Annotated in this window: 16 protein-coding genes; 8 read left to right on the forward strand and 8 right to left on the reverse strand. The window is 65.8% G+C overall.

What is annotated here, in order from left to right; genetic code table 11:
* Positions 1-31: 31 nt before the first annotated feature.
* Both LB538_RS24170 and LB538_RS24175 read left to right on the forward strand, forming a co-directional pair.
* On the forward strand, positions 32-511 hold the full coding sequence (locus LB538_RS24170; RefSeq protein ID WP_224526012.1) for a DUF2852 domain-containing protein: 480 nt from the start codon (positions 32-34) through the stop codon (positions 509-511).
* A 120-nt stretch (positions 512-631) separates the two neighbouring features.
* A complete protein-coding gene (locus tag LB538_RS24175) occupies positions 632-1,390 on the forward strand; it encodes a M48 family metallopeptidase (RefSeq protein ID WP_224526009.1) in 759 nt (252 codons plus the stop codon).
* Positions 1,391-1,616: 226 nt separating this feature from the next.
* On the opposite strand, the gene LB538_RS24180 is transcribed toward LB538_RS24175, so the two are convergent.
* On the reverse strand, positions 1,617-1,832 hold the full coding sequence (locus LB538_RS24180) for a hypothetical protein (protein WP_224526008.1): 216 nt from the start codon (positions 1,830-1,832) through the stop codon (positions 1,617-1,619).
* Positions 1,833-1,942: 110 nt separating this feature from the next.
* Here LB538_RS24180 and LB538_RS24185 point away from each other — a divergent pair, with 110 nt between their 5' ends.
* The 6 genes from LB538_RS24185 (at position 1,943) to LB538_RS24210 (ending at position 7,796) form a co-directional block, all read left to right on the forward strand.
* A complete protein-coding gene (locus LB538_RS24185) occupies positions 1,943-2,602 on the forward strand; it encodes a phosphoribosylanthranilate isomerase (protein ID WP_224526238.1) in 660 nt (219 codons plus the stop codon).
* A 26-nt stretch (positions 2,603-2,628) separates the two neighbouring features.
* A complete protein-coding gene (gene trpB / locus LB538_RS24190) occupies positions 2,629-3,879 on the forward strand; it encodes a tryptophan synthase subunit beta (protein WP_224526006.1) in 1,251 nt (416 codons plus the stop codon).
* Positions 3,880-3,881: 2 nt separating this feature from the next.
* A complete protein-coding gene (trpA, locus tag LB538_RS24195; protein WP_224526004.1) occupies positions 3,882-4,721 on the forward strand; it encodes a tryptophan synthase subunit alpha in 840 nt (279 codons plus the stop codon).
* A 94-nt stretch (positions 4,722-4,815) separates the two neighbouring features.
* Positions 4,816-5,742, forward strand: coding sequence for an acetyl-CoA carboxylase, carboxyltransferase subunit beta (accD, locus tag LB538_RS24200; protein ID WP_140843501.1), 927 nt, complete (start codon positions 4,816-4,818; stop codon positions 5,740-5,742).
* 255 nt (positions 5,743-5,997) lie between these two features.
* Entirely contained in the window at positions 5,998-7,323 is a 1,326-nt protein-coding gene (locus tag LB538_RS24205) for a bifunctional folylpolyglutamate synthase/dihydrofolate synthase (RefSeq protein ID WP_095767990.1), read from the forward strand.
* 53 nt (positions 7,324-7,376) lie between these two features.
* A complete protein-coding gene (locus tag LB538_RS24210) occupies positions 7,377-7,796 on the forward strand; it encodes a VOC family protein (protein ID WP_224526002.1) in 420 nt (139 codons plus the stop codon).
* Between the two features lie 36 nt (positions 7,797-7,832).
* Here LB538_RS24210 and LB538_RS24215 read toward each other — a convergent pair whose 3' ends face one another.
* From LB538_RS24215 to tsaE, 7 genes are all read right to left on the reverse strand, one after another.
* Positions 7,833-8,597 (reverse strand): TSUP family transporter, encoded by a 765-nt coding sequence (locus LB538_RS24215; RefSeq protein ID WP_224526000.1) that lies wholly within the window; start codon positions 8,595-8,597, stop codon positions 7,833-7,835.
* Between the two features lie 54 nt (positions 8,598-8,651).
* On the reverse strand, positions 8,652-8,933 hold the full coding sequence (locus LB538_RS24220) for a cupin domain-containing protein (protein ID WP_027166948.1): 282 nt from the start codon (positions 8,931-8,933) through the stop codon (positions 8,652-8,654).
* Between the two features lie 131 nt (positions 8,934-9,064).
* Entirely contained in the window at positions 9,065-9,388 is a 324-nt protein-coding gene (gene trxA / locus LB538_RS24225; RefSeq protein WP_095767992.1) for a thioredoxin, read from the reverse strand.
* A gap of 74 nt (positions 9,389-9,462) precedes the next feature.
* Positions 9,463-12,975: a double-strand break repair helicase AddA gene (gene addA, locus LB538_RS24230; RefSeq protein WP_224525998.1), complete on the reverse strand. Its 3,513-nt coding sequence runs from the start codon at positions 12,973-12,975 to the stop codon at positions 9,463-9,465.
* Positions 12,972-16,091: a double-strand break repair protein AddB gene (gene addB, locus LB538_RS24235; RefSeq protein ID WP_224525996.1), complete on the reverse strand. Its 3,120-nt coding sequence runs from the start codon at positions 16,089-16,091 to the stop codon at positions 12,972-12,974. Before addB ends, addA begins: the two co-directional genes overlap by 4 nt.
* Positions 16,088-16,810 carry a nucleotidyltransferase family protein gene (locus LB538_RS24240; protein WP_224525994.1) on the reverse strand — a complete coding sequence of 241 codons (723 nt, stop codon included), beginning with the start codon at positions 16,808-16,810 and terminating at the stop codon, positions 16,088-16,090. The genes addB and LB538_RS24240 overlap by 4 nt, the downstream gene beginning before the upstream one ends.
* Positions 16,807-18,318, reverse strand: coding sequence for a tRNA (adenosine(37)-N6)-threonylcarbamoyltransferase complex ATPase subunit type 1 TsaE (gene tsaE, locus LB538_RS24245; protein WP_224525992.1), 1,512 nt, complete (start codon positions 18,316-18,318; stop codon positions 16,807-16,809). The genes LB538_RS24240 and tsaE overlap by 4 nt, the downstream gene beginning before the upstream one ends.
* Positions 18,319-18,320 lie beyond the last annotated feature (2 nt).

Genomic DNA, 18,320 nt, shown 5'->3' on the forward strand with positions numbered 1-18,320 from the left:
TGGCTGTCTCCAATGGAAGGATTGGGAGAAAATGAACACAAGTGCATTGATCCGTCCGGCCTGGACGCCGGCCACCATCGCGCTGATGGTCATCGGCTTCATGGTGTTCTGGCCGCTCGGCTTCGCCATGCTCGCCTACATCATCTGGGGCGATCGGTTGGAAGGCTTCAAGCGCGACGTCAACCGCGCCACGGACGGCATCTTCGCCGGTTGCCGTCGTCGCTCCGAGAAGGCGGCCCGCTGGGGCCACGGCTCGGCCCGCACCGGCAACGTCGCCTTCGACGATTGGCGCGAGAAGGAGCTGGAGCGCCTCGCTGAAGAGCGCCGCAAGCTCGACGAGATGCTCTCCGAGTTCGACGAGTACGCCCGCGAACTGCGCCGCGCCAAGGACCAGGAAGAGTTCGACCGCTTCATGGCCAACCGCAACAAGTCGACCGCGCCGAGCTCGCCCGGCTCGAGCGACAAGGCGGGTCCGGAGGGCGGCAAAGGTACCAACCTGCTCGACGACTGAGATCTGGCGACACGTCTCGGTATGATATGCGGCGTCGCGTTTAGCGGCGCCGTTTCTTTTTTGTTCTCTATGTAGCTTCCCTCCACTGGCCGTTTTTTTCGAATCGCGTATCGTCCAGCCATGACCCTCGGCTTCCTTCGCAATCTGACCAAGCCAAAGCCCACGCCTGTCGTCGAGCGCGAGCATTGCGTCGCCGGCCGCACGCTGCCGCTCAAGATCGTTGAGAGCGCCAGGGCCCGGCGGCTTACGCTGCGCATCGATTCCGGCGGCCAGGGCCTGCGCGTCACCGTGCCGCCCGGCCTGCGCCGCGGCGAGGTGGAGAAATTCCTCGACCGCCATCAGGACTGGCTGGAGCAGCGGCTGGCCAAGGTGCCGACGAGGCCGCAGGTGCGCCCGGGCATCCGGATCCCGATCCGCGGCGTGCCTCACCGCATCGTGCACGAGCCTTCGAAGCGCGGCACCGTCACCGTCGCGCGCGACGATCGCGGCCCGCTCTTGATCGTCCATGGCGAGCGCATCCATTTGCCGCGCCGCATCGGCGATTACCTCAAGCGCGAGGCCAAGAAGGAGATCGAGAGGCTGGTGATCAAGCACACCGAGACGATCGGCAAGCGGGCCAAGGCGATAAGGTATAAGGATACCTCCAGCCGCTGGGGGTCATGCACCTCGGAGGGCAATCTCTCCTTCTCGTGGCGCATCATGATGGCGCCGCCGGCGGTGATAAACTACCTTGTGGCGCATGAGGTGGCGCATCTCAAGGAGATGAACCACGGCCCGAAATTCTGGAAGCTGTGCGAAAAACTCTGCCCGGATACCGACCGCTGCAAGGACTGGCTGAAGCGCAACGGCGGCGCCTTGCAGGCGATTGTGTTTGAGTAGCTTAAACGGCTAGGCCGCGGTTCCTTCACACCCCCCTCTGCCCTGCCGGGCATCTCGCCCGCAGGGGGAGATTGGCTATCGCCACGGCTTTCGCCAATCTCCAGTGTTGCAGGAAAGGCTCATCGCCGAAGCTGCTGATCTCCCCCCTTGCGGGGGAGATGGCCGGCAGGCCAGAGGGGGGTGCTGTCCCGCCGACATCTCTGCTGTTCGCTTAACCAACGCCCCCTCAATCATCATTCGCCGCGTTCAGCTCTTCCGGCCGCAGCCCTTCCTCGGTATGCGGCCACGGCAAAAAATCCCGGTCGAACGTATCGCTGCCGAAATATTCCAGCGCGCGGTGCGCCTCGGCGCCGTTGAAGGCGGCCTTGTCCATCAGATGCGCGATCACCTCGCGCGCCTGCGCGATCTTCTGCTTCAGTTCGGCGACGGTCCGGTCGGCCATGATTATTCTGCTCCCGCCGGTGGTTCCTATATGAAGGTAGTGTTTTCTGCCGGACCGGCAACAGCATGCTTTTTCTCGACTCTTTTCCCGTTTCGTGCCAAGCCCGCGCCATGACGCTCGACATCAAGATCTGCGGATTGAAGACCGACGCCGCGATGGCCGCCGCGCTTGCCGGCGGCGCCAGCCATGTCGGCTTTATTTTCTTCGCCAAGAGCCCGCGTTATGTCGAGCCCGCCGAGGCCGGCCGTTTGCGTCAGGCGGCGCGCGGCAAGGCCCTGGCGGCAGCGGTCAGCGTCGACGCCGATGATGGCTTTCTCGACGAGATCGTCGCGAAAATGCAGCCCGACATGCTGCAATTGCATGGTTCGGAAACGCCCGAGCGCGTGGCCGAGATCAAGGGGCGTTACGGCCTGCCGGTGATGAAGGCGCTGCCCATCAGCGAGGCGGCGGATATCGATCGCATAAAACCCTTTATCGGCATCGCCGATCGCTTCCTGCTGGATTCCAAGCCGCCGAAGGGCTCGCAACTGCCGGGCGGCAACGGCGTCGCCTTCGACTGGCGCATCCTTGCCGGCCTTGACGCCGGGCTCGATTACATGCTTTCCGGAGGGCTCAACGCCGCCAATATCGGCGATGCTCTGAGACAGGCCGACCCGCCCGGAATAGACGTTTCGTCCGGCGTGGAAAGCGCTCCGGGCGTCAAGGATCCGGCGCTGATCGAGCAGTTTTTCCGGGCCGTCAGGGCCGCGCGCGACGACCGCGCCGCCTGAATACAATTCACATCAGGAGATCGGCGATGAACAAGCCGGCAATGCCCAATTCCTTCCGCACCGGACCCGACGAGCAGGGCATGTTCGGCATTTTCGGCGGGCGCTTCGTCGCCGAGACGCTGATGCCGCTGATCCTCGATCTCGAAGAGCAGTGGAACAAGGCCAAGAGCGATCCGGAGTTCAAGGCCGAGCTGCAGAACCTGTCCACCCACTATGCCGGGCGGCCGTCGAAGCTGTATTTCGCCGAGGGCCTCACAAAGCATCTTCGTGAGGTTTCCTCGGCGAAGGGCCTCGGGGGCGGCGCAAAGGTCTATTTCAAGCGCGAGGACCTCAACCACACCGGCTCGCACAAGATCAACAACTGCCTCGGCCAGATCCTGCTTGCCAAGCGCATGGGCAAGAAGCGCATCATCGCCGAGACGGGCGCCGGCCAGCATGGCGTCGCCTCGGCCACCGTCGCGGCGCGCTTCGGCTATCCTTGCGTCGTCTACATGGGCGCCACCGACGTCGCCCGCCAGAGCCCGAATGTCTTCCGCATGAAGCTGCTCGGCGCCGAGGTGCGGCCGGTCACCGCCGGCCATGGCACGCTGAAGGATGCCATGAACGAGGCCCTGCGCGATTGGGTCACCAATGTCGAGGACACCTATTACTTGATCGGCACCGCCGCCGGCCCGCATCCCTATCCGGAGCTGGTGCGCGACTTCCAGTCGGTGATCGGCACGGAAGCCCGCGCCCAGATTCTGGAGCAGGAAGGCCGGCTGCCGGACGTGATCATCGCCGCCGTCGGCGGCGGCTCCAACGCCATCGGCCTGTTCCATCCCTTCCTTGACGACAAGGACGTCCGCATCATCGGCATCGAGGCTGGTGGGCGCGGCCTCGACGGCGTCGAGCATTGCGCCTCGATGAATGCCGGCAAGCCCGGCGTGCTGCACGGCAACCGTACCTATCTGTTGCAGAACTCGGACGGCCAAATCCTCGACGGCCATTCGATCTCGGCCGGCCTCGACTATCCGGGCGTCGGCCCCGAGCATTCCTGGTTGCGTGATTCGGGCCGCGTCCAGTATGAGCCGATCCTCGACGAAGAGGCGCTGGAAGCCTTCCAGCTCACCACCCGCGTCGAAGGCATCATCCCGGCGCTGGAATCGGCGCATGCCATCGCGCATGCGATGAAGATCGTGCCCAAGATGGACAAGGACCAGATCGTCATCGTCAATCTGTCCGGCCGCGGCGACAAGGACGTGCACACGGTGGCCAATATGCTGGGCATGGAGATCTGACAATGACCACCCGCATCGATCGCCGCATGGCGAAGCTCAAGGCCGAAGGCCGCCCGGCTTTGGTCACCTATTTCATGGGCGGCGACCCCGATTACGACACCTCGCTGTCGATCATGAAGGCGCTGCCGATCGCCGGCGCCGACATTATCGAAATGGGAATGCCCTTCTCCGACCCGATGGCCGACGGCCCGGCGATCCAGGCCGCTGGCCTGCGCGCGCTGAAGGGCGGCCAGACACTGGTCAAGACGCTGAAGCTGGCGGCCGACTTCCGCGCCGGCGACGACGAGACGCCGGTCGTGCTGATGGGCTACTACAATCCGATCTACATCTATGGCGTCGACCGCTTCCTCACCGACGCCAAGGCCAGCGGCATCGACGGACTGATCGTCGTCGACCTGCCGCCGGAGATGGACGAGGAGCTTTGCATTCCGGCGCTGAAGGCCGGCGTCAACTTCATCCGCCTGGCGACGCCGACCACCGACGACAAGCGCCTGCCCAAGGTTTTGGAAAACACCTCCGGCTTCGTCTACTACGTCTCGATGACCGGCATCACCGGCTCGGCGTTGGCCGACACGGGCAAGGTGGCCGCGGCCGTCAACCGCATCAAGGGCCACACCGACCTGCCGGTCTGCGTCGGCTTCGGCGTCAAGACCGCCGAGCAGGCGCGTGTGATCGGCGCCAATGCCGACGGCGTCGTCGTCGGCACCGCGATTGTCAATGCGGTCGCCAATGTGCTCGGCCCCAAGGGCGAGAAAACAGCCGATCCGGCCGAAGCCGTCGCCACTTTGGTCAGCGGTCTTGCCCAGGGCGTCCGCTCGGCCCGCCTTGCTGCTGCCGAATAGCCCGACTATTTGTTCTTGAGCAATTCCGGCCGGAAAACCCCACAGACTTTCCCTGGAATTGCTTGAAGTCCTTTCCAGGACAGGAGCCGAAGCCATGAACTGGATCACCAATTACGTCCGCCCGAAGATCAATTCGATGCTCGGCCGGCGCACCGACATGCCGGAAAACCTCTGGATCAAGGATCCCGAGACCGGCGAGATGGTTTTCCATAAGGATCTCGAATCCAACCAGTTCGTCATCCCGGCTTCCGGCCACCACATGAAGATCTCGGCCAAGGAGCGGCTGAAATATTTCTTCGATGACGGCAAATACGAGGTGCTGGAAAACCCGAAGGTCGTCCAGGACCCGCTGAAGTTCCGCGACGAGAAGCGCTACACCGACCGCCTGAAGGAGGCCAAGGCCAAGACCAACCTCGAGGATGCGATCCTCAACGGCGCCGGCACCATCGACGGGCTGCCCGTCATCGTCACCGTGCAGGACTTCGCCTTCATGGGCGGCTCGCTCGGCATGGCCGCCGGCGAAGCCATCGTGCATGCTTTCGAGGTCGCGCTGCAGCGCAAGCGGCCGCTGATCCTGTTCGCCGCTTCCGGCGGCGCCCGCATGCAGGAAGGCATCCTGTCGCTGATGCAATTGCCCCGCACCACGATCGGCGTCGACCGGCTGAAGGAAGCCGGCCTGCCCTATATCGTGGTGCTGACCAACCCGACCACCGGCGGCGTCACCGCCTCCTACGCCATGCTGGGCGACGTCCATATCGCCGAGCCCGGGGCGCTGATCGGCTTTGCCGGCCCGCGCGTCATCGAGCAGACCATCCGCGAAAAACTGCCCGACGGTTTCCAGCGCGCGGAGTATCTGATGGAACACGGCATGGTCGACATGGTCGTGTCGCGCCTTGAGATGCGCCGGACCATTTCTCGTCTCTTGAAGATGCTGCTCAAGATGCCGGAGGCCGAGAAGCCGCTGGAGCCGGAGATCCTGCCGCCGGCGGTGGTCAATGCCGAGGCGCGCGCGCAAGCCTGAAGCGATATCGGCTTGAAGCGATATATCGGCTTGACGCGACATCGCTCGCCGCGAACCGCGAGTTGCGCCGCCCGTTGCGTGCTGTAGCCTCTGATTTGCGCACGGCTCGTTCGAACCGATTCCCGGTTTCGGGAACCGCCCGCCAAAGCAATTCCAGGAAAAGTGTGGAACGGTTTTCCGTTCGGAATTGCGCCAACAAAAAAGAGAGAGCGGTTCTGCATTCCATGAGATGATGAACCGCTCTAGGATTCCATCATGACAACGCTTTCCGCCGAACGCGAAATCGAACATCTGATGACGCTGCATCCGAAAGGCTTCGACCTTTCGCTGGACCGCGTCACGGGGCTTCTCGAGCGCCTCGGCAATCCGCAGGATCGGCTGCCGCCGGTCATCCACATCGCCGGCACCAACGGCAAGGGCTCCTGCGCCGCCTTCGCGCGCGCGCTGCTGGAGGCCGCCGGCCACCTTGTCCACGTCCACACCTCGCCGCATCTGGTAAACTGGCATGAGCGCTACCGGCTGGCGGCCGAAGGCGGCGGCAAGCTCGTGGAGGACGATATTTTCGCCGAGGCCATTGCGCGTGTCGCCGAGGCCAATGGCGGCCAGAAGATCACTGTCTTCGAGATCCTCACCGCTGTCACCTTCATCCTGTTCTCGGAGCATCCGGCGGAGGCGGCGATCATCGAGGTCGGCCTCGGCGGCCGCTTCGACGCCACCAATGTCATCAAGCAGCCGGCGGTTTCGGTGATCATGCCGATATCGATGGACCACGAAGCCTATCTCGGCGACCGCGTCGAGCTGATCGCCGCCGAGAAGGCCGGCATTATGAAGCGCGGCTGCCCGGTGGTGATCGGCGCCCAGGAAAGCGACACTGCGCTTCAGGTGCTGATCGAGTCGGCCGAGCGGCTGGATTGCCCGACCGTGGTCTATGGCCAGGATTTCCTCGCCTTCGAGGAAAACGGCCGCATGGTCTATCAGGACGGGGACGGGCTGATGGACCTGCCTTCGCCGCGCCTGCCGGGGCGCCATCAATACGCCAATGCCGCGGCGGCGATCGCCGCCGTCAAGGCGGCCGGCTTCGAGATCGGCCACCGCGCCGCCGAGCGGGCGATGACCCATGTCGCCTGGCCGGCACGTATGCAGAAGCTGACCCAGGGCAAGCTGGTCGACCTGGCGCCGAAGGGCGCCGAGATCTGGCTGGACGGCGGCCACAACCCCGGCGCCGGCATTGTCATCGCCGAGGCGCTGGCCGAGCAGGAGGAAAAGAACCCGCGGCCGCTGGTCCTGATCTCCGGCATGATCAACACCAAGGACCAGACCGGCTATTTCAGTGCCTTCAAGGGGCTTGCCCGCCACGTCTATACCGTGCCGGTAACCAGCAGCGACGCCGGCGTTCCCAACGACGAGCTGGCCTTGCGTGCCGAAGAGGCCGGCCTGTCGGCCGAGCCGGTCAGCTCCGTCGCCAACGCGCTGATGCTGTTGCGCGACTCTTGGGATGGCCCGGCGCCGCGCATCCTGATCGGCGGCTCGCTCTATTTCGCCGGCGCCGTGCTGGCCGAAAACGGCACGCCGCCGACCTGAGGCGAAATCGGGACAGCATTGCGGATTTCGGCGGGGGCCGAAAGGAACCGGCCATGATCAAGGTGAAGCAGCTCGCTCATGTCTGCATCTTCGCGCACGACCTGGAGGCGACCCGTCGCTTCTATCGTGACGTGCTCGGCATGGACACGCGGTTCAATTTCCTGCGCGACGGCAGGATTTTCGGCTTCTACCTCGACTGCGGCGGCCGCAGCCATGTCGAGGTGTTCGAGAAACGTGAATCCAGCTACAGCGGGGCAAACCAGATCAACCACTTCTGCCTCGAGGTGGAAGACATCGATGCGGCGATCCTTCATATCCGGTCGAAAGGCGTCGCTGTCACGCCAAAGAAGCTCGCCTGCGACGACACATACCAGGCCTGGATCACCGACCCCAACGGCGTGAAGATCGAACTGTTCGAATACACCGCCAAAAGCGCGCAATTCACCGGCGGCGACCGTGTCGCCGACTGGTAAATTGGAGCGACACGTCGCCCGCATGAGCAGTTGAAGTTAGACGGCAAGGTGCATCGCGGCAGGCAGTGCCAGCGAGAGCCCTGACAGGAAAAGCAGAACAAAGACGATCTTTCGCATTGTCCCTTGCGACAATGACGGTGGCCAGCGGCGTGCCGAATAGGTCATCAGCATTACGGCCGGTATGGCGACGACGAGCGCAACAGGCGACATGGTCGGCAGGTTGCCGCTTGCCGTCACCAGGATAAGCCGCACCACCTGCGCGGCGCCGAAAGCGGCGACCAGCGTTTCGCGGACACAGTTGTGCGGCATTGGCTGGCGAAAGAGATGATAAACGAGCGGTGGGCCGCCGGTCGCAAACAGCCCACTCATCAGGCCCGAAACGACACCGAAGCCGACGAAACTCGCGTCCGACGACCGTTTTGCCAAGCCGCCAGGCCTGATGGCCAGTTGCAGGCTGGACATCATGATGACCAGACCGAGTCCGATTTTCAGCAGGTCGGCCCGCGTGTCCGCCAGCCATTCCAGCAGGGCATACCCCAAGAGCAGCGAAGGGAGGCTTGCGACCAGGATAAGCCGCAGCTCCCGGCGCGCAATCTCGCGCCAGCCGCCCTGGATCAGCATCTGCGTGGCATTGACCAGGGTCAGCATGCCGACCATCGCGGCTGCGTCGGGCAGCGGCAGCAAGCCGACAAGCGCAATCGCGCCCATCATCACCAGGCCGAAGGCGAAGCCCGTCAGGGTCTGGACATAAGCGGCCACCGCCGCAAAACCGGCAAAGGCGAGGACAGGCGTTAGACCCACGACATCCCGCACGAGGCCGGAAAGGAAACGTGCAAGCCGGCAATCACGGCCGGCCTACTTCAGCTCGATCTCGATGAAGGCATATTCGCCGTCATTGGCATTGATGACGTCGTGCTCGACGCCTTCCCGGCGGAAATAGGGCGCGCCTTGCTTCATCTCGGCGAAGGATTCGCCGTCCTTGGTCACCAGCTTCACCTTGCCGTCCATCAGCGGCACGACGACATAGTCGTGGCCATGGCGGTGCCAGCCGGTGTTGGCGCCCGGCGCGAAGCGGTATTCGGTGACGATGACGCGCTCATTGTCGACGTGAACTGTGGCCTTGGCGGTTCCGGTCATGGAGCTCTCCCTTTCCTGCCAACAGAGGACACGGAGTGCCCGCAGGCGAGAGCCAGAGCGCGACGAGCCATGACGCCAAAGAAAAGCCCGGCGCGATGGCCGGGCTCGGATCTTGAAAACTTCAGATTGGCTCAGGCGAGGCTGCCGTTGATCCAGTGCGACAGCGCGGTCTTCGGCGCGGCGCCCACTTTCATGTCGGCCACTTCGCCGCCCTTGAAGATCATCAGCGTCGGGATCGAGCGCACGCCGTACTGCGCGGCAAGCTCCGGGTTCTCGTCGATGTTGAGCTTGGCCACCTTGATCTTCGCGCCGAGCTCGTTGGCGATGTCTTCCAGCGCCGGAGCGATCATCTTGCACGGGCCGCACCATTCCGCCCAGAAATCCACCACGACTGGCTCCTTGGCGTTGAGCACATCGGCCTGGAAATTACCCTTGTCGACCTTGACGGTGGCCATGCTGAAATCCTTTCGAAAACTCAGGTTGCACCAAATGTGGTGGTTGTGGCGTCGATGTTCAAGCAGTTCTTGTGTCACGCTGCCGTGAGTCGGGCAAGGGCGTCATCCATGGCGAGGGCGGGCAGCTCGATCAGTCGCGGCGCCTCGGTCAACAGCAGCGCCGCCGTCACCTCGCGCCCCGGATAGAGCGGCAGAAGCAGCGCGCGGTAGAGCGCAAGCTGCAGCACATAGGCAGGCGGCACCTCCGCCAGGTTCCCAGGCGCCGGTCGGTTGGTCTTGTAGTCGACGATCGAAACCTTTTCCGGCGTGACCGCCAGCCGGTCGATCTTGCCGGAGATCGAGCGCAGCCTGCCCTTCACCTCGAGGCTGCCCATGACGGCGACCTCAGCGCGGGAGGATGGCGAGAACAGCGCGCCGAAGCGGGTGTCGGACAGGATGGAGAGCACGGCGTCCAGCGCCTTGTCGCGCTCGCCATCCGGCCAATCCGCGCCGGCGCGCGCCAGGTAGCGCTCCGCCGCGTTCCGCCTTTCGTCCTCGGCGATGCCGGGCAGCATCTGCAGCAATTTGTGCAGGGCAAGGCCGCGCATGATCGCAAAGCCGGGTTCGGCGGCGACGTCGAGCACCGGCGAGCGAGTGTCGGGGACGGCTTCTTTCGCCTCGTCGATCAGCCCCGAGGCGCCGGAAGGCGAAAGCGGCCGCGGCAGCTCCTCATAAGGCGGCAGCGGCCGGAACAGGTCTTCAGGCAGCGGAGCGATATGCTCGAACGGCCCTGCCTCGTCGGTGCCGGTCAATGCCACCGGCGGCAGCCCGGTCATGTGGAAGCGATGCACCGCCACCTCGGCCGTGGCCGGATGCCGGCGCTCGGAGCTCTCGGGCGCGCCGAGCAGCGCGCGGCTGACGATCGAATGCCAGGTGCCGGTGCTGGGCTGGCGCTTGCCGTGATAGCCGCAGACGATCAGCCGGTCCTCGGCACGCGTCATGCCGACATAGAGCAGCCGCCGGTACTCGTCGTCCGCCAGCTCGCGCGCCCGCACCGATGCCGCCTTCGAGACGCCATTGGCGACGTCGTTGGCCGAGCGCCACAGATAGCCCTTGCCTTTCCATTCCGCGCCCGAGCTCTCGAATGGCATCAGCCGCGGCAGATGCTGGTCGCTGAACGGCGCCGAGCCGCCGTCGACCAGGAAGACGGCCGGCGCCTCCAGGCCCTTGGCGGCATGCACGGTCATGACGCGCACCTCGTCGCGCGTCTGGTCCATCTCGCGCTTGATCTCGGGGCCGGCATTTTCGAGCGTCGAGAGGAAGGATTCCAGCCCCGGCAGGCCGGTCCGTTCCTCGGCCAGGCAAAAGCTCAGGAATTCGTCGAGGATGTCGCCGGCTTCGGGTCCTAGCCGCGCCGTCATCTTGCGGCGCAGTCCGTCGCGCGCCAGCGCCGCGGCGTAGAATTCGAACACCGGCTTGAAGGCCACTTCGGTTGCCCAGCCATCGAGCCGGCTAACGACAGCGGCGAGGGAAACATCCTCGGCCGCATGTTGCCTGAGCGAGGCGATCAGCGACTGGCCCTTCGGCCTTTGGCCGGCAAGCGTCAGCAATGTCTCCTCGGAGACCTCGAAGATCGGGCTGCGCAGCACCGCGGCCAGGGAAAGGTCGTCCTCCGGCTGGATCAGGAAATGCCCAAGCGCGATCAGGTCCTGCACGGCGATGTGGCCGGGCAGGCTCAGCCTGTCGGCGCCGGCGACCGGGATCTGCCGGTTCTTGAGGCTGCGCGACAGCGCATGGACGAAGCGGTCGCGCTTGCGCACCAGCACGAGGATGTCGCCGGCGGTCAGCTTCCTGCCCTTGCCTTCGATGACCTCGCCGCTGCGCAGCCAGGTCTGGATGGTGGTTGCCACGTGCTCGGCGACGCGCACCGCGGGCGCGCTGGCATGGTTGACCGGCAAGGTCCAGTCGTCGGGCTCCTCGACCATTTCGGCGCCGACCGACGGCCACACCTCGACATAGCCCGGCGCGTCATTGCGGATCGCCTTATGACTCAGAGGGTCTGGATCGTGGCTGATGCCGCGCCTGACGCCCGGTTCGGCGAAGACGCGGTCGACGGCGGCCAGCACGTCGTCGCTCGACCGGAACGACCAGGTGAGCTTGAGATTGGCGAAGTCGGCCTCCGCGTCGCGCACGCGACCGGCAAACAACAGCCGGCTTTCGGCAAAGGAATCCGGCGCCGCGCCCTGGAAGGAGTAGATCGACTGCTTCTCGTCGCCGACGGCAAAGACAGTTCGGCGCACCGCTTCGCGCTGGCCAAGCCCGGCAAAGAATTCCTCGGTCAGCTTCTTCACCACTTCCCACTGGTCCGGGCTGGTGTCCTGCGCCTCGTCGAGCAGGATGTGGTCGATGCCCTGGTCGAGCTTGAACTGCACCCACGGCCCGGCATCCGGTCGCGACAAGAGACTGACCGTGCGGGTGATGAGGTCGTTGAAGTCGAGGAAACCCCGCCCGCGCTTCAACTGCTCATAGCGCGTGATCAGCCAGCCGGCGACGGTGAGCGCTGCCGCTGTTCCTTCCAGCATGCGGAACAGCGCCAGCCGGTCGGTTACGTCGAGGATTGCCTTCGCCACCACGAAATAGCGGTCCGGCAGGTCGGGCAGGCGGTCGACAAGCGCCTTCCTGAAGATTTTGGGCGGATCGTAGGGGTCGCCGTCCGCACGCAGGAATGCTTTGGCGAGCAGGCGCAGCCGCCGGATCGGATCGGCCTCGGCAAAGGCGCTCTGCGCATAGGGCAGCACATTGTTCAACACTTGCTTGGCGTCGGCTGCCTCGGCGGCACGGGCAAATTCAGCGAGCTGGCCAGGCGAAAAGCCAGGCAGCGGCCACAGCGAAGCAGCGATGTCCTCGGCCGTCTGTCCAGGCCTGAAGCCGAATTCGGCGAACAGCGGCCGGAAGTCCCGATCCTCGCCGAACTTGGCGATGAAACCGCGCAGTTCATCGCGCTTGCCGACGATCTCGGCAAGCAGCGTATCGAGCCCGAACTCGCCGCCGCGTTCCAGCACGGTGGCAAAGGCTTCCGCCAGCCCTTCGACGCCGGCGCCTGCGCCGGAGATCATGTCGCGGCGGGCATCGGCGAACAGCGAGGCCTCCATCTGCGGATCGAGCATCTCGAAATGCGCCGGGATGTTGGCTTCGAGCGGGAACTGGTGCAGCACGGATTCGCAGAAGGCGTGTATGGTCTGGATTTTCAGCCCGCCCGGCGTCTCGAGCGCCTCGGCAAACAGCCGGCGTGCGCGCCGCATCATGTCGCGGTCGGCGCCGCGGCCGTCCAGCGCCGCGATCCTGATCGCCAGTTCCGCATCGGGCAGCGCCGTCCATTCCGATAGGGTCGAGAACACGCGGTTCGACATGTTGGCGGCGGCAGCCCGCGTGTAGGTGAGGCACAGGATCTTCGACGGGTCGGTGCCGTTGAGCAGGAGCCGGATGACGCGCTGCGCCAAGACATGCGTCTTGCCCGAACCGGCATTGGCCGACACCCAGGCGGAGTAGGCGGGATCGGAGGCGCGCGCCTGGCTGGCGGCGGTATCGGAGGGGATCGGATATTTCATCCTTCCGCCTCGTCCTCGCTGGCGCCGCCGGCCGACCATTCGAGCACCCGCGCCAGATGATCGTAGTCGCCGTCGGCCTCGCCCTCGCGGAAGGGCAGCGCGCGCGACAGATAGCCGGTGGTCGGGTCGGCATAGTGGAAGAGCAGCCGTTCCAGCCGCGCCCAAGCCTCCTCGGAAAGGTCGTTGGCGGTGCGGAACTTGCGGTTGTAGTCGAGAATCGATTCCTCGAATACCTCGCCATTCGGCTTCAGCCGCACGAAGGCGAGCTGCGAGGGTTCGCGGATGCCGAGTTCCTTGAAGGCGCCGCGCCTGAGCAACGCGCCCTCCAGCGCGAGCTGCGGCGACAGCAGCGTGTGCGCCTGCGCTTTCGAGGGCGAGGATCCTGTCTTGTAGTCGAGGATGTCGGCCATGCCGCCGGCAAGCAGGTCGATGCGGTCGGCATAGCCGGAAAGCGTCACCCCGGTGCGGCCGACGACCGTTTTGTCGGCGCGCTCCTCGGCATAGCGCCTCGCGACCGCATCGGCGCGGCCATGCTCCCATTTGATGATGTTTTCGGCGAGCTTTTCGAAACGCGGCCACCAGATAGCCTCGATATCAGGCGGAAGCTTTGCGTCGGCAAAGCAGGTACGGCCCGATTCAATGAGGCTGGCCAGCGCGCTCGACGCCCTTGGATCCTCGACCCGCCGCGAGAACAAATGCAGGATCTCGTGGAACAAAGTGCCGCGTTCGGCGGCGCCCGGATCGCGGATCAACGGCTCCAGCGGCATCAGGCCGAGGATGCGCCGCGCATAGACCGCGTAGGGGTCGCGGCGCAGCGTCTCGATCTCGGTGACCGAGAAATGCTGCGGGCGTAGGCTGAGCGGCGGCTTCGGCTGCGGGCGGGAGGCAAAATCCTTCTTCTCGCCGGCATCGAGCGCGCGCGCCCAGGCAAGCAGCGCGTCGCCGCGGCCGCGAAGTGCTGCCGCCGGCTCCTTGCCGAGGAACGTCAGGATGCGCTGCAGCCAGCGCGACGGCACCGCCGGCGCGTCGCCGGAGCGCGCCGAACGCGTCAGCACGACCTCTTTTGTGCCCATCGCCATCTGGAAGTCATGCGCGGCAAGGCCGATGCGCCGCTCCGGCGGCTCGAGATCGATGCCGGTCTTCATCAGCCGCGACATGAAGCGGTCGCTCTCGGGCTTGCGCGGCCAAACCCCTTCATTGAGCCCGCCGATGACCAGCATGTCGACATGCTGCAGCCGAGCCTCCAGCGCGCCCCAGATGGCGATGTTGCGATCGGTGCCTTGCGCCGGCTTGACCGTCTCCGGCGCGATCAGCGCCTCCATCACGTCGGGCCACTCCAAAGCGGCGAAGGTGAAGGGCGACGACGCCGCCACCAGCCCGCGCAGCAGGTCGACGAGTTTCTCGCCCGCATCGCCGGCATAGAGCTCCGCCAGGTCGCCGTCGACGGCGCGGCCCAGATCCTCCAGCGCGACAACGCTTGCGCGCGTCAGCATCGCGATGTCGGCGTCTTTCTCGTCGCGGATCGTGGTGAGCGGCAAGAGCGACTTGGTAAGGCGGCTAAGCATATCTTGGGCCTGCTCGATGCCGCGCACGGTCAAGCGCGAGAACCAGAAAGGCTGCCTTGTGTCGCCGCTCAGCTCCGCCAGCCGTGTCTCGAACAGCGCGCCGAGCGACGCGACATCGGGCCGGCCCGTGCCGCCGCGCAGCGCCACCAGCTCGACAAGCTCGGCAGCCTTGCGCATGGCCTGGCGTTGGAGGCCGAGCGCGAGCAGCGGATGCTTGAGCAAGGCAAGCAGGCCGACGGGATCGCCGGGCCGGAAGGCGGCGCTCAGCGCGAGCCTGAGCAAGCTGGCGGCCGATGTGTTGATGAGCGGCGCGCCGCCGGAATCGTCGGCGACGACGCCGAAACGCAGGAGCTCGGCCGAAACCCGCCGCGCCAGCGCCCGGTCGCCGGTGACGAGCGCCGCGCGCTTGCCCGGTGCCTCCACGGCGCGCTTCAACGCAATGGCGATTGCCGCCGCCTCGTCGCGTTCGTTCGCCGCTTCCACCAGCGTCACGCCGGCCAGCGCCTGTTCGATGTCGAGTGCCGTGAAGCGCGGCCGCGTCTCGGTCCAGTATTCGGTGGTTTCGGCCGGCCGCAGCGCCTCGCCTACCAGGGCCGCGCGCAACGCGAGCGGCGATGGCGCCGCAACAAGGTCCTCGACGTCCCGGCGCGGAATGCCGATGCCGCCGATCAGCTTGGCGAGGCCGTATTGCGGGTGGCCGAGCGTTGCCGGGCGCGCGCCGGGCGCCGTGATCGCCGCGAAGGATGCGTCGTCCAGGTTGCGGTCGAGCCCGGGCAGCACGACGGCGCCGTTGCGCAGGCCGGCGATCACGCCAAGCAGTTCCGCAGTGGCGGGGATGGAGCCGGTCGAACCGGCGGCAATCACCGGTCCGGCCGGCGGAGTGCGCTTCAGCCGCGCTGCTTCGAGCCGGATCAGCGCGCTGCGATGCGCGGCCGGATTGGAGCGGCCGCGCTCCTTGAGCAGTTCCGGCCAGTTGTCGGTGACGATGCCGAGGAAATCGAGCGTCACTTGCCACCAGCCGGCGAGATTGCCGGTGACCAGCGTCGCGAGCTTCGCCCAATCCGTGCCCTCGGTCTCGATCTCATCCATCAGCCGGGCAAGGTCGCGCGCCAGCCAGATGGCATCGGCGGCCGAGGTCGGCACCACGAATTCCTCGTTGAACCGCTCTCTCACATGCGCCGGCAGGCTTTCCTTCCAGGCGCGCACCAGCGGCGCCAGCAACAGCAGCCGCTCCTGCGCGGCGATCGGCGGCGCGAGGTCTATCGCCGGCGCCGCCTCGGTGTCGAAGGCGGCCTCGTCCTCGTCGAATTCGCCGAGCGGCCGCACCGTTGGCAGGATGGCGGAGCGTTTCCCTAAAACATCGACGAAGGCGCCGCGCAGCGCACGCGCCGCGCGCCGCGTCGGCACATAGATGGTGGCGTCGGCAAGCGCCAGCGGGTCGCCGTCGAAGCGGAAGCCGGGGATCAGGCGCCCGTCGAGCAACGCCCCCGCCAGCGTCGGCAGGAACGGCGCTCCGGGCGGAATGGAAAAGACGCGGCGCGTGCCGCTCATACCGCCTTCGCTAGGGCACCGGCCACGGCTGCCTCGGCTGCCGGAATGGCGTCCGGAGTGCCGACGGTGATCCAGCGTCCGTTCATCTTCATGCCGAACAGGTGCCCTGTGGCGATCGCCTTGTCGAAATAGACATTGAGCGAATGCGAGCCCATGGGCGCGTCCTTGAAGATGCGCGGATGGATGATGGCGGCGCCGGCATAGATCAGGCCCGCCGGATCGCCCTTCGAGCGCCGTAGGGCTCCATCAGGGGCAACAAGGAAATCCGTGCCGACGCAATGCCCGGTCGCTGAGTCGAGATCGGTAAGCATCAGCAGAATATCCATTCTCGCGGCGTCCCATGCAAGGGCAAGACGCTCTAGGCTGGGCTGGCCGCTGTCGATCCAGAAGGTGTCGGCATTGATGATGTAGAAGGGCTCGCCACCCAGAAGCGGCAGCGCCTTGACGATGCCGCCAGCCGATTCCAGCAGCGCCTCGCGCTCGTCGGAGATGACGATCTTCGGTGCGCGCCTATGGGCAACATGCGCGACGATCTGCTCGGGCAGATAGTGCACGTTGACGACGGCCTTGGCGACGCCGGCGGCTTCCAGACTGTCCAGCCCCCAATCGAGCAAGGTCTTGCCGGCGACCTTCACCAGCGGCTTGGGCATCGTGTCGGTGATCGGCCGCATGCGCTTGCCAAGCCCGGCAGCCAGCACCATCGCAGTCGTCGGCTTCATGGGACCCGTTCCTCGAGCAGGCCGTGGGCCATGTAGAAATCCTTCAGGCCGGCCAGCGCCGGATGCATCAGCGCCCGCCTCAGATAATCGCGGATGCGCGGCAGGTGTTTCAGATAGTAAGGCTTGCCGTCGCGCTTTTCGAGCCGCACGAAAATGCCGAGGATCTTCGAATTGCGCTGCGCGGCCATGATCGCATAGGCCTCGGCGAAGCCGGCCTCGTCGAAAGCGCCGGCGGCGCGCCGCGCCGCGACATAAGCCGCGACGGTGCGCCGCTCGATCTCGGGCGAGACGGTGACGCGCGCATCCATGGCCAAAGAGGCGACGTCATAGGCGGCGGGCCCGATCAGCGCGTCCTGCACATCGACGATTCCCAGTCGGTCGAGGCCGGCGCGCTCGCCTCGCCAGATGATGTTGGGCGAATGGAAGTCGCGCAGCATCAGCGTGTATTCGCTGCCTGCCAGACGATCGAGGAGCGCGTTCCATACCTTGTGGTAGCCTGCCCGCAACGCGTCGTTTGCCGGTTCGCCGGTGATCCATGGCACATACCAGTCGACCAAAAGGTCGGCCTCGATCAGCATGGCTTCCCGGTCGAAAGGCGGCACGTCGTGAAATACGCCGGGCGACGCTTCTAAGCGCGTAGGCCAAGTCTTGCCATGCATCATGGCCAGCAATTCGGCCGCCGCTTCGTAGCGTTTGGCGATGGGCTGGCCGTCGCGACCGAGGAAGCCTTCGGAGCCGAGATGCTCGATGAGCAGAAAACCCTGGTCGAGATCCTGGGCATGGATCGCCGGCACGCTGACGCCGGCCCCAAGCAGCGCCCGGTCGATGGCGACGAAGGCGGCGACGGATTGCGCCGTGTGGGCGATCACCGCATAGGGCTTGCCGTCGCGAACCGGCGGCCCGAGCACCAGGCGCGGCGAGTTCATCAGCACGCGCGGCGCTTGGCCGGGCAGCGAGACGATCTCATAGGAGCGGGCGGAGGCGTCGCCGACGAAATGACGGCGGCTGGCTTCGCCCCATCCGGCCGAGGCCAGGAAATCGCGCATCGCCAGCGATCGCGCCACGCGCTCGAAAGCCGGTCCCTGCCCGGAAAGCCGCGCCACGCGGCCTTCACCCTGCTCGGTAAGATCGACCCACAGCGCCGTTTCCGGCAAGCGGTCTGCGGCCCGTTCCGGCCATTCGATGAGCGCCGCGCCTTGGCTTAGCGCGTCGTCGAGGCCGAGCTCGTCGAGCTCGTCCGGAGCGGACAGCCGATAGAGGTCGAAATGATGCACCGGAACGCGCGTCTCGTAGCTCTGCACCAGGGTGAAGGTCGGGCTCGGCACTTCGAGATTGGCGTCGTCGGCGAGCGCCCGGATCAGCGCGCGGGCCAACGTCGACTTGCCGGCGCCGAGATCGCCTTTCAGCGCGATCGCGTCGCCCGCGCGCAATGCCATGGCAAGGTCCTCGCCAAGCCTTGCCGTTGCCGCCTCGTCGGCGAGAAAACGTTCCAACACTGGTCCAGCCATAT

Source organism: Mesorhizobium sp. Ca11, assembly GCF_020165275.1.
GTDB lineage: Bacteria > Pseudomonadota > Alphaproteobacteria > Rhizobiales > Rhizobiaceae > Mesorhizobium.

Coding starts and splice junctions, on each gene's coding strand:
- LB538_RS24170 (WP_224526012.1), top strand. CDS start 32: ATGAACACAAGTGCATTGATCCGTCCGGCCTGGACGCCGGCCACCATC.
- LB538_RS24175 (WP_224526009.1), top strand. CDS start 632: ATGACCCTCGGCTTCCTTCGCAATCTGACCAAGCCAAAGCCCACGCCT.
- LB538_RS24180 (WP_224526008.1), bottom strand. CDS start 1,832: ATGGCCGACCGGACCGTCGCCGAACTGAAGCAGAAGATCGCGCAGGCG.
- LB538_RS24185 (WP_224526238.1), top strand. CDS start 1,943: ATGACGCTCGACATCAAGATCTGCGGATTGAAGACCGACGCCGCGATG.
- trpB (WP_224526006.1), top strand. CDS start 2,629: ATGAACAAGCCGGCAATGCCCAATTCCTTCCGCACCGGACCCGACGAG.
- trpA (WP_224526004.1), top strand. CDS start 3,882: ATGACCACCCGCATCGATCGCCGCATGGCGAAGCTCAAGGCCGAAGGC.
- accD (WP_140843501.1), top strand. CDS start 4,816: ATGAACTGGATCACCAATTACGTCCGCCCGAAGATCAATTCGATGCTC.
- LB538_RS24205 (WP_095767990.1), top strand. CDS start 5,998: ATGACAACGCTTTCCGCCGAACGCGAAATCGAACATCTGATGACGCTG.
- LB538_RS24210 (WP_224526002.1), top strand. CDS start 7,377: ATGATCAAGGTGAAGCAGCTCGCTCATGTCTGCATCTTCGCGCACGAC.
- LB538_RS24220 (WP_027166948.1), bottom strand. CDS start 8,933: ATGACCGGAACCGCCAAGGCCACAGTTCACGTCGACAATGAGCGCGTC.
- trxA (WP_095767992.1), bottom strand. CDS start 9,388: ATGGCCACCGTCAAGGTCGACAAGGGTAATTTCCAGGCCGATGTGCTC.
- addA (WP_224525998.1), bottom strand. CDS start 12,975: ATGAAATATCCGATCCCCTCCGATACCGCCGCCAGCCAGGCGCGCGCC.
- addB (WP_224525996.1), bottom strand. CDS start 16,091: ATGAGCGGCACGCGCCGCGTCTTTTCCATTCCGCCCGGAGCGCCGTTC.
- LB538_RS24240 (WP_224525994.1), bottom strand. CDS start 16,810: ATGAAGCCGACGACTGCGATGGTGCTGGCTGCCGGGCTTGGCAAGCGC.
- tsaE (WP_224525992.1), bottom strand. CDS start 18,318: ATGGCTGGACCAGTGTTGGAACGTTTTCTCGCCGACGAGGCGGCAACG.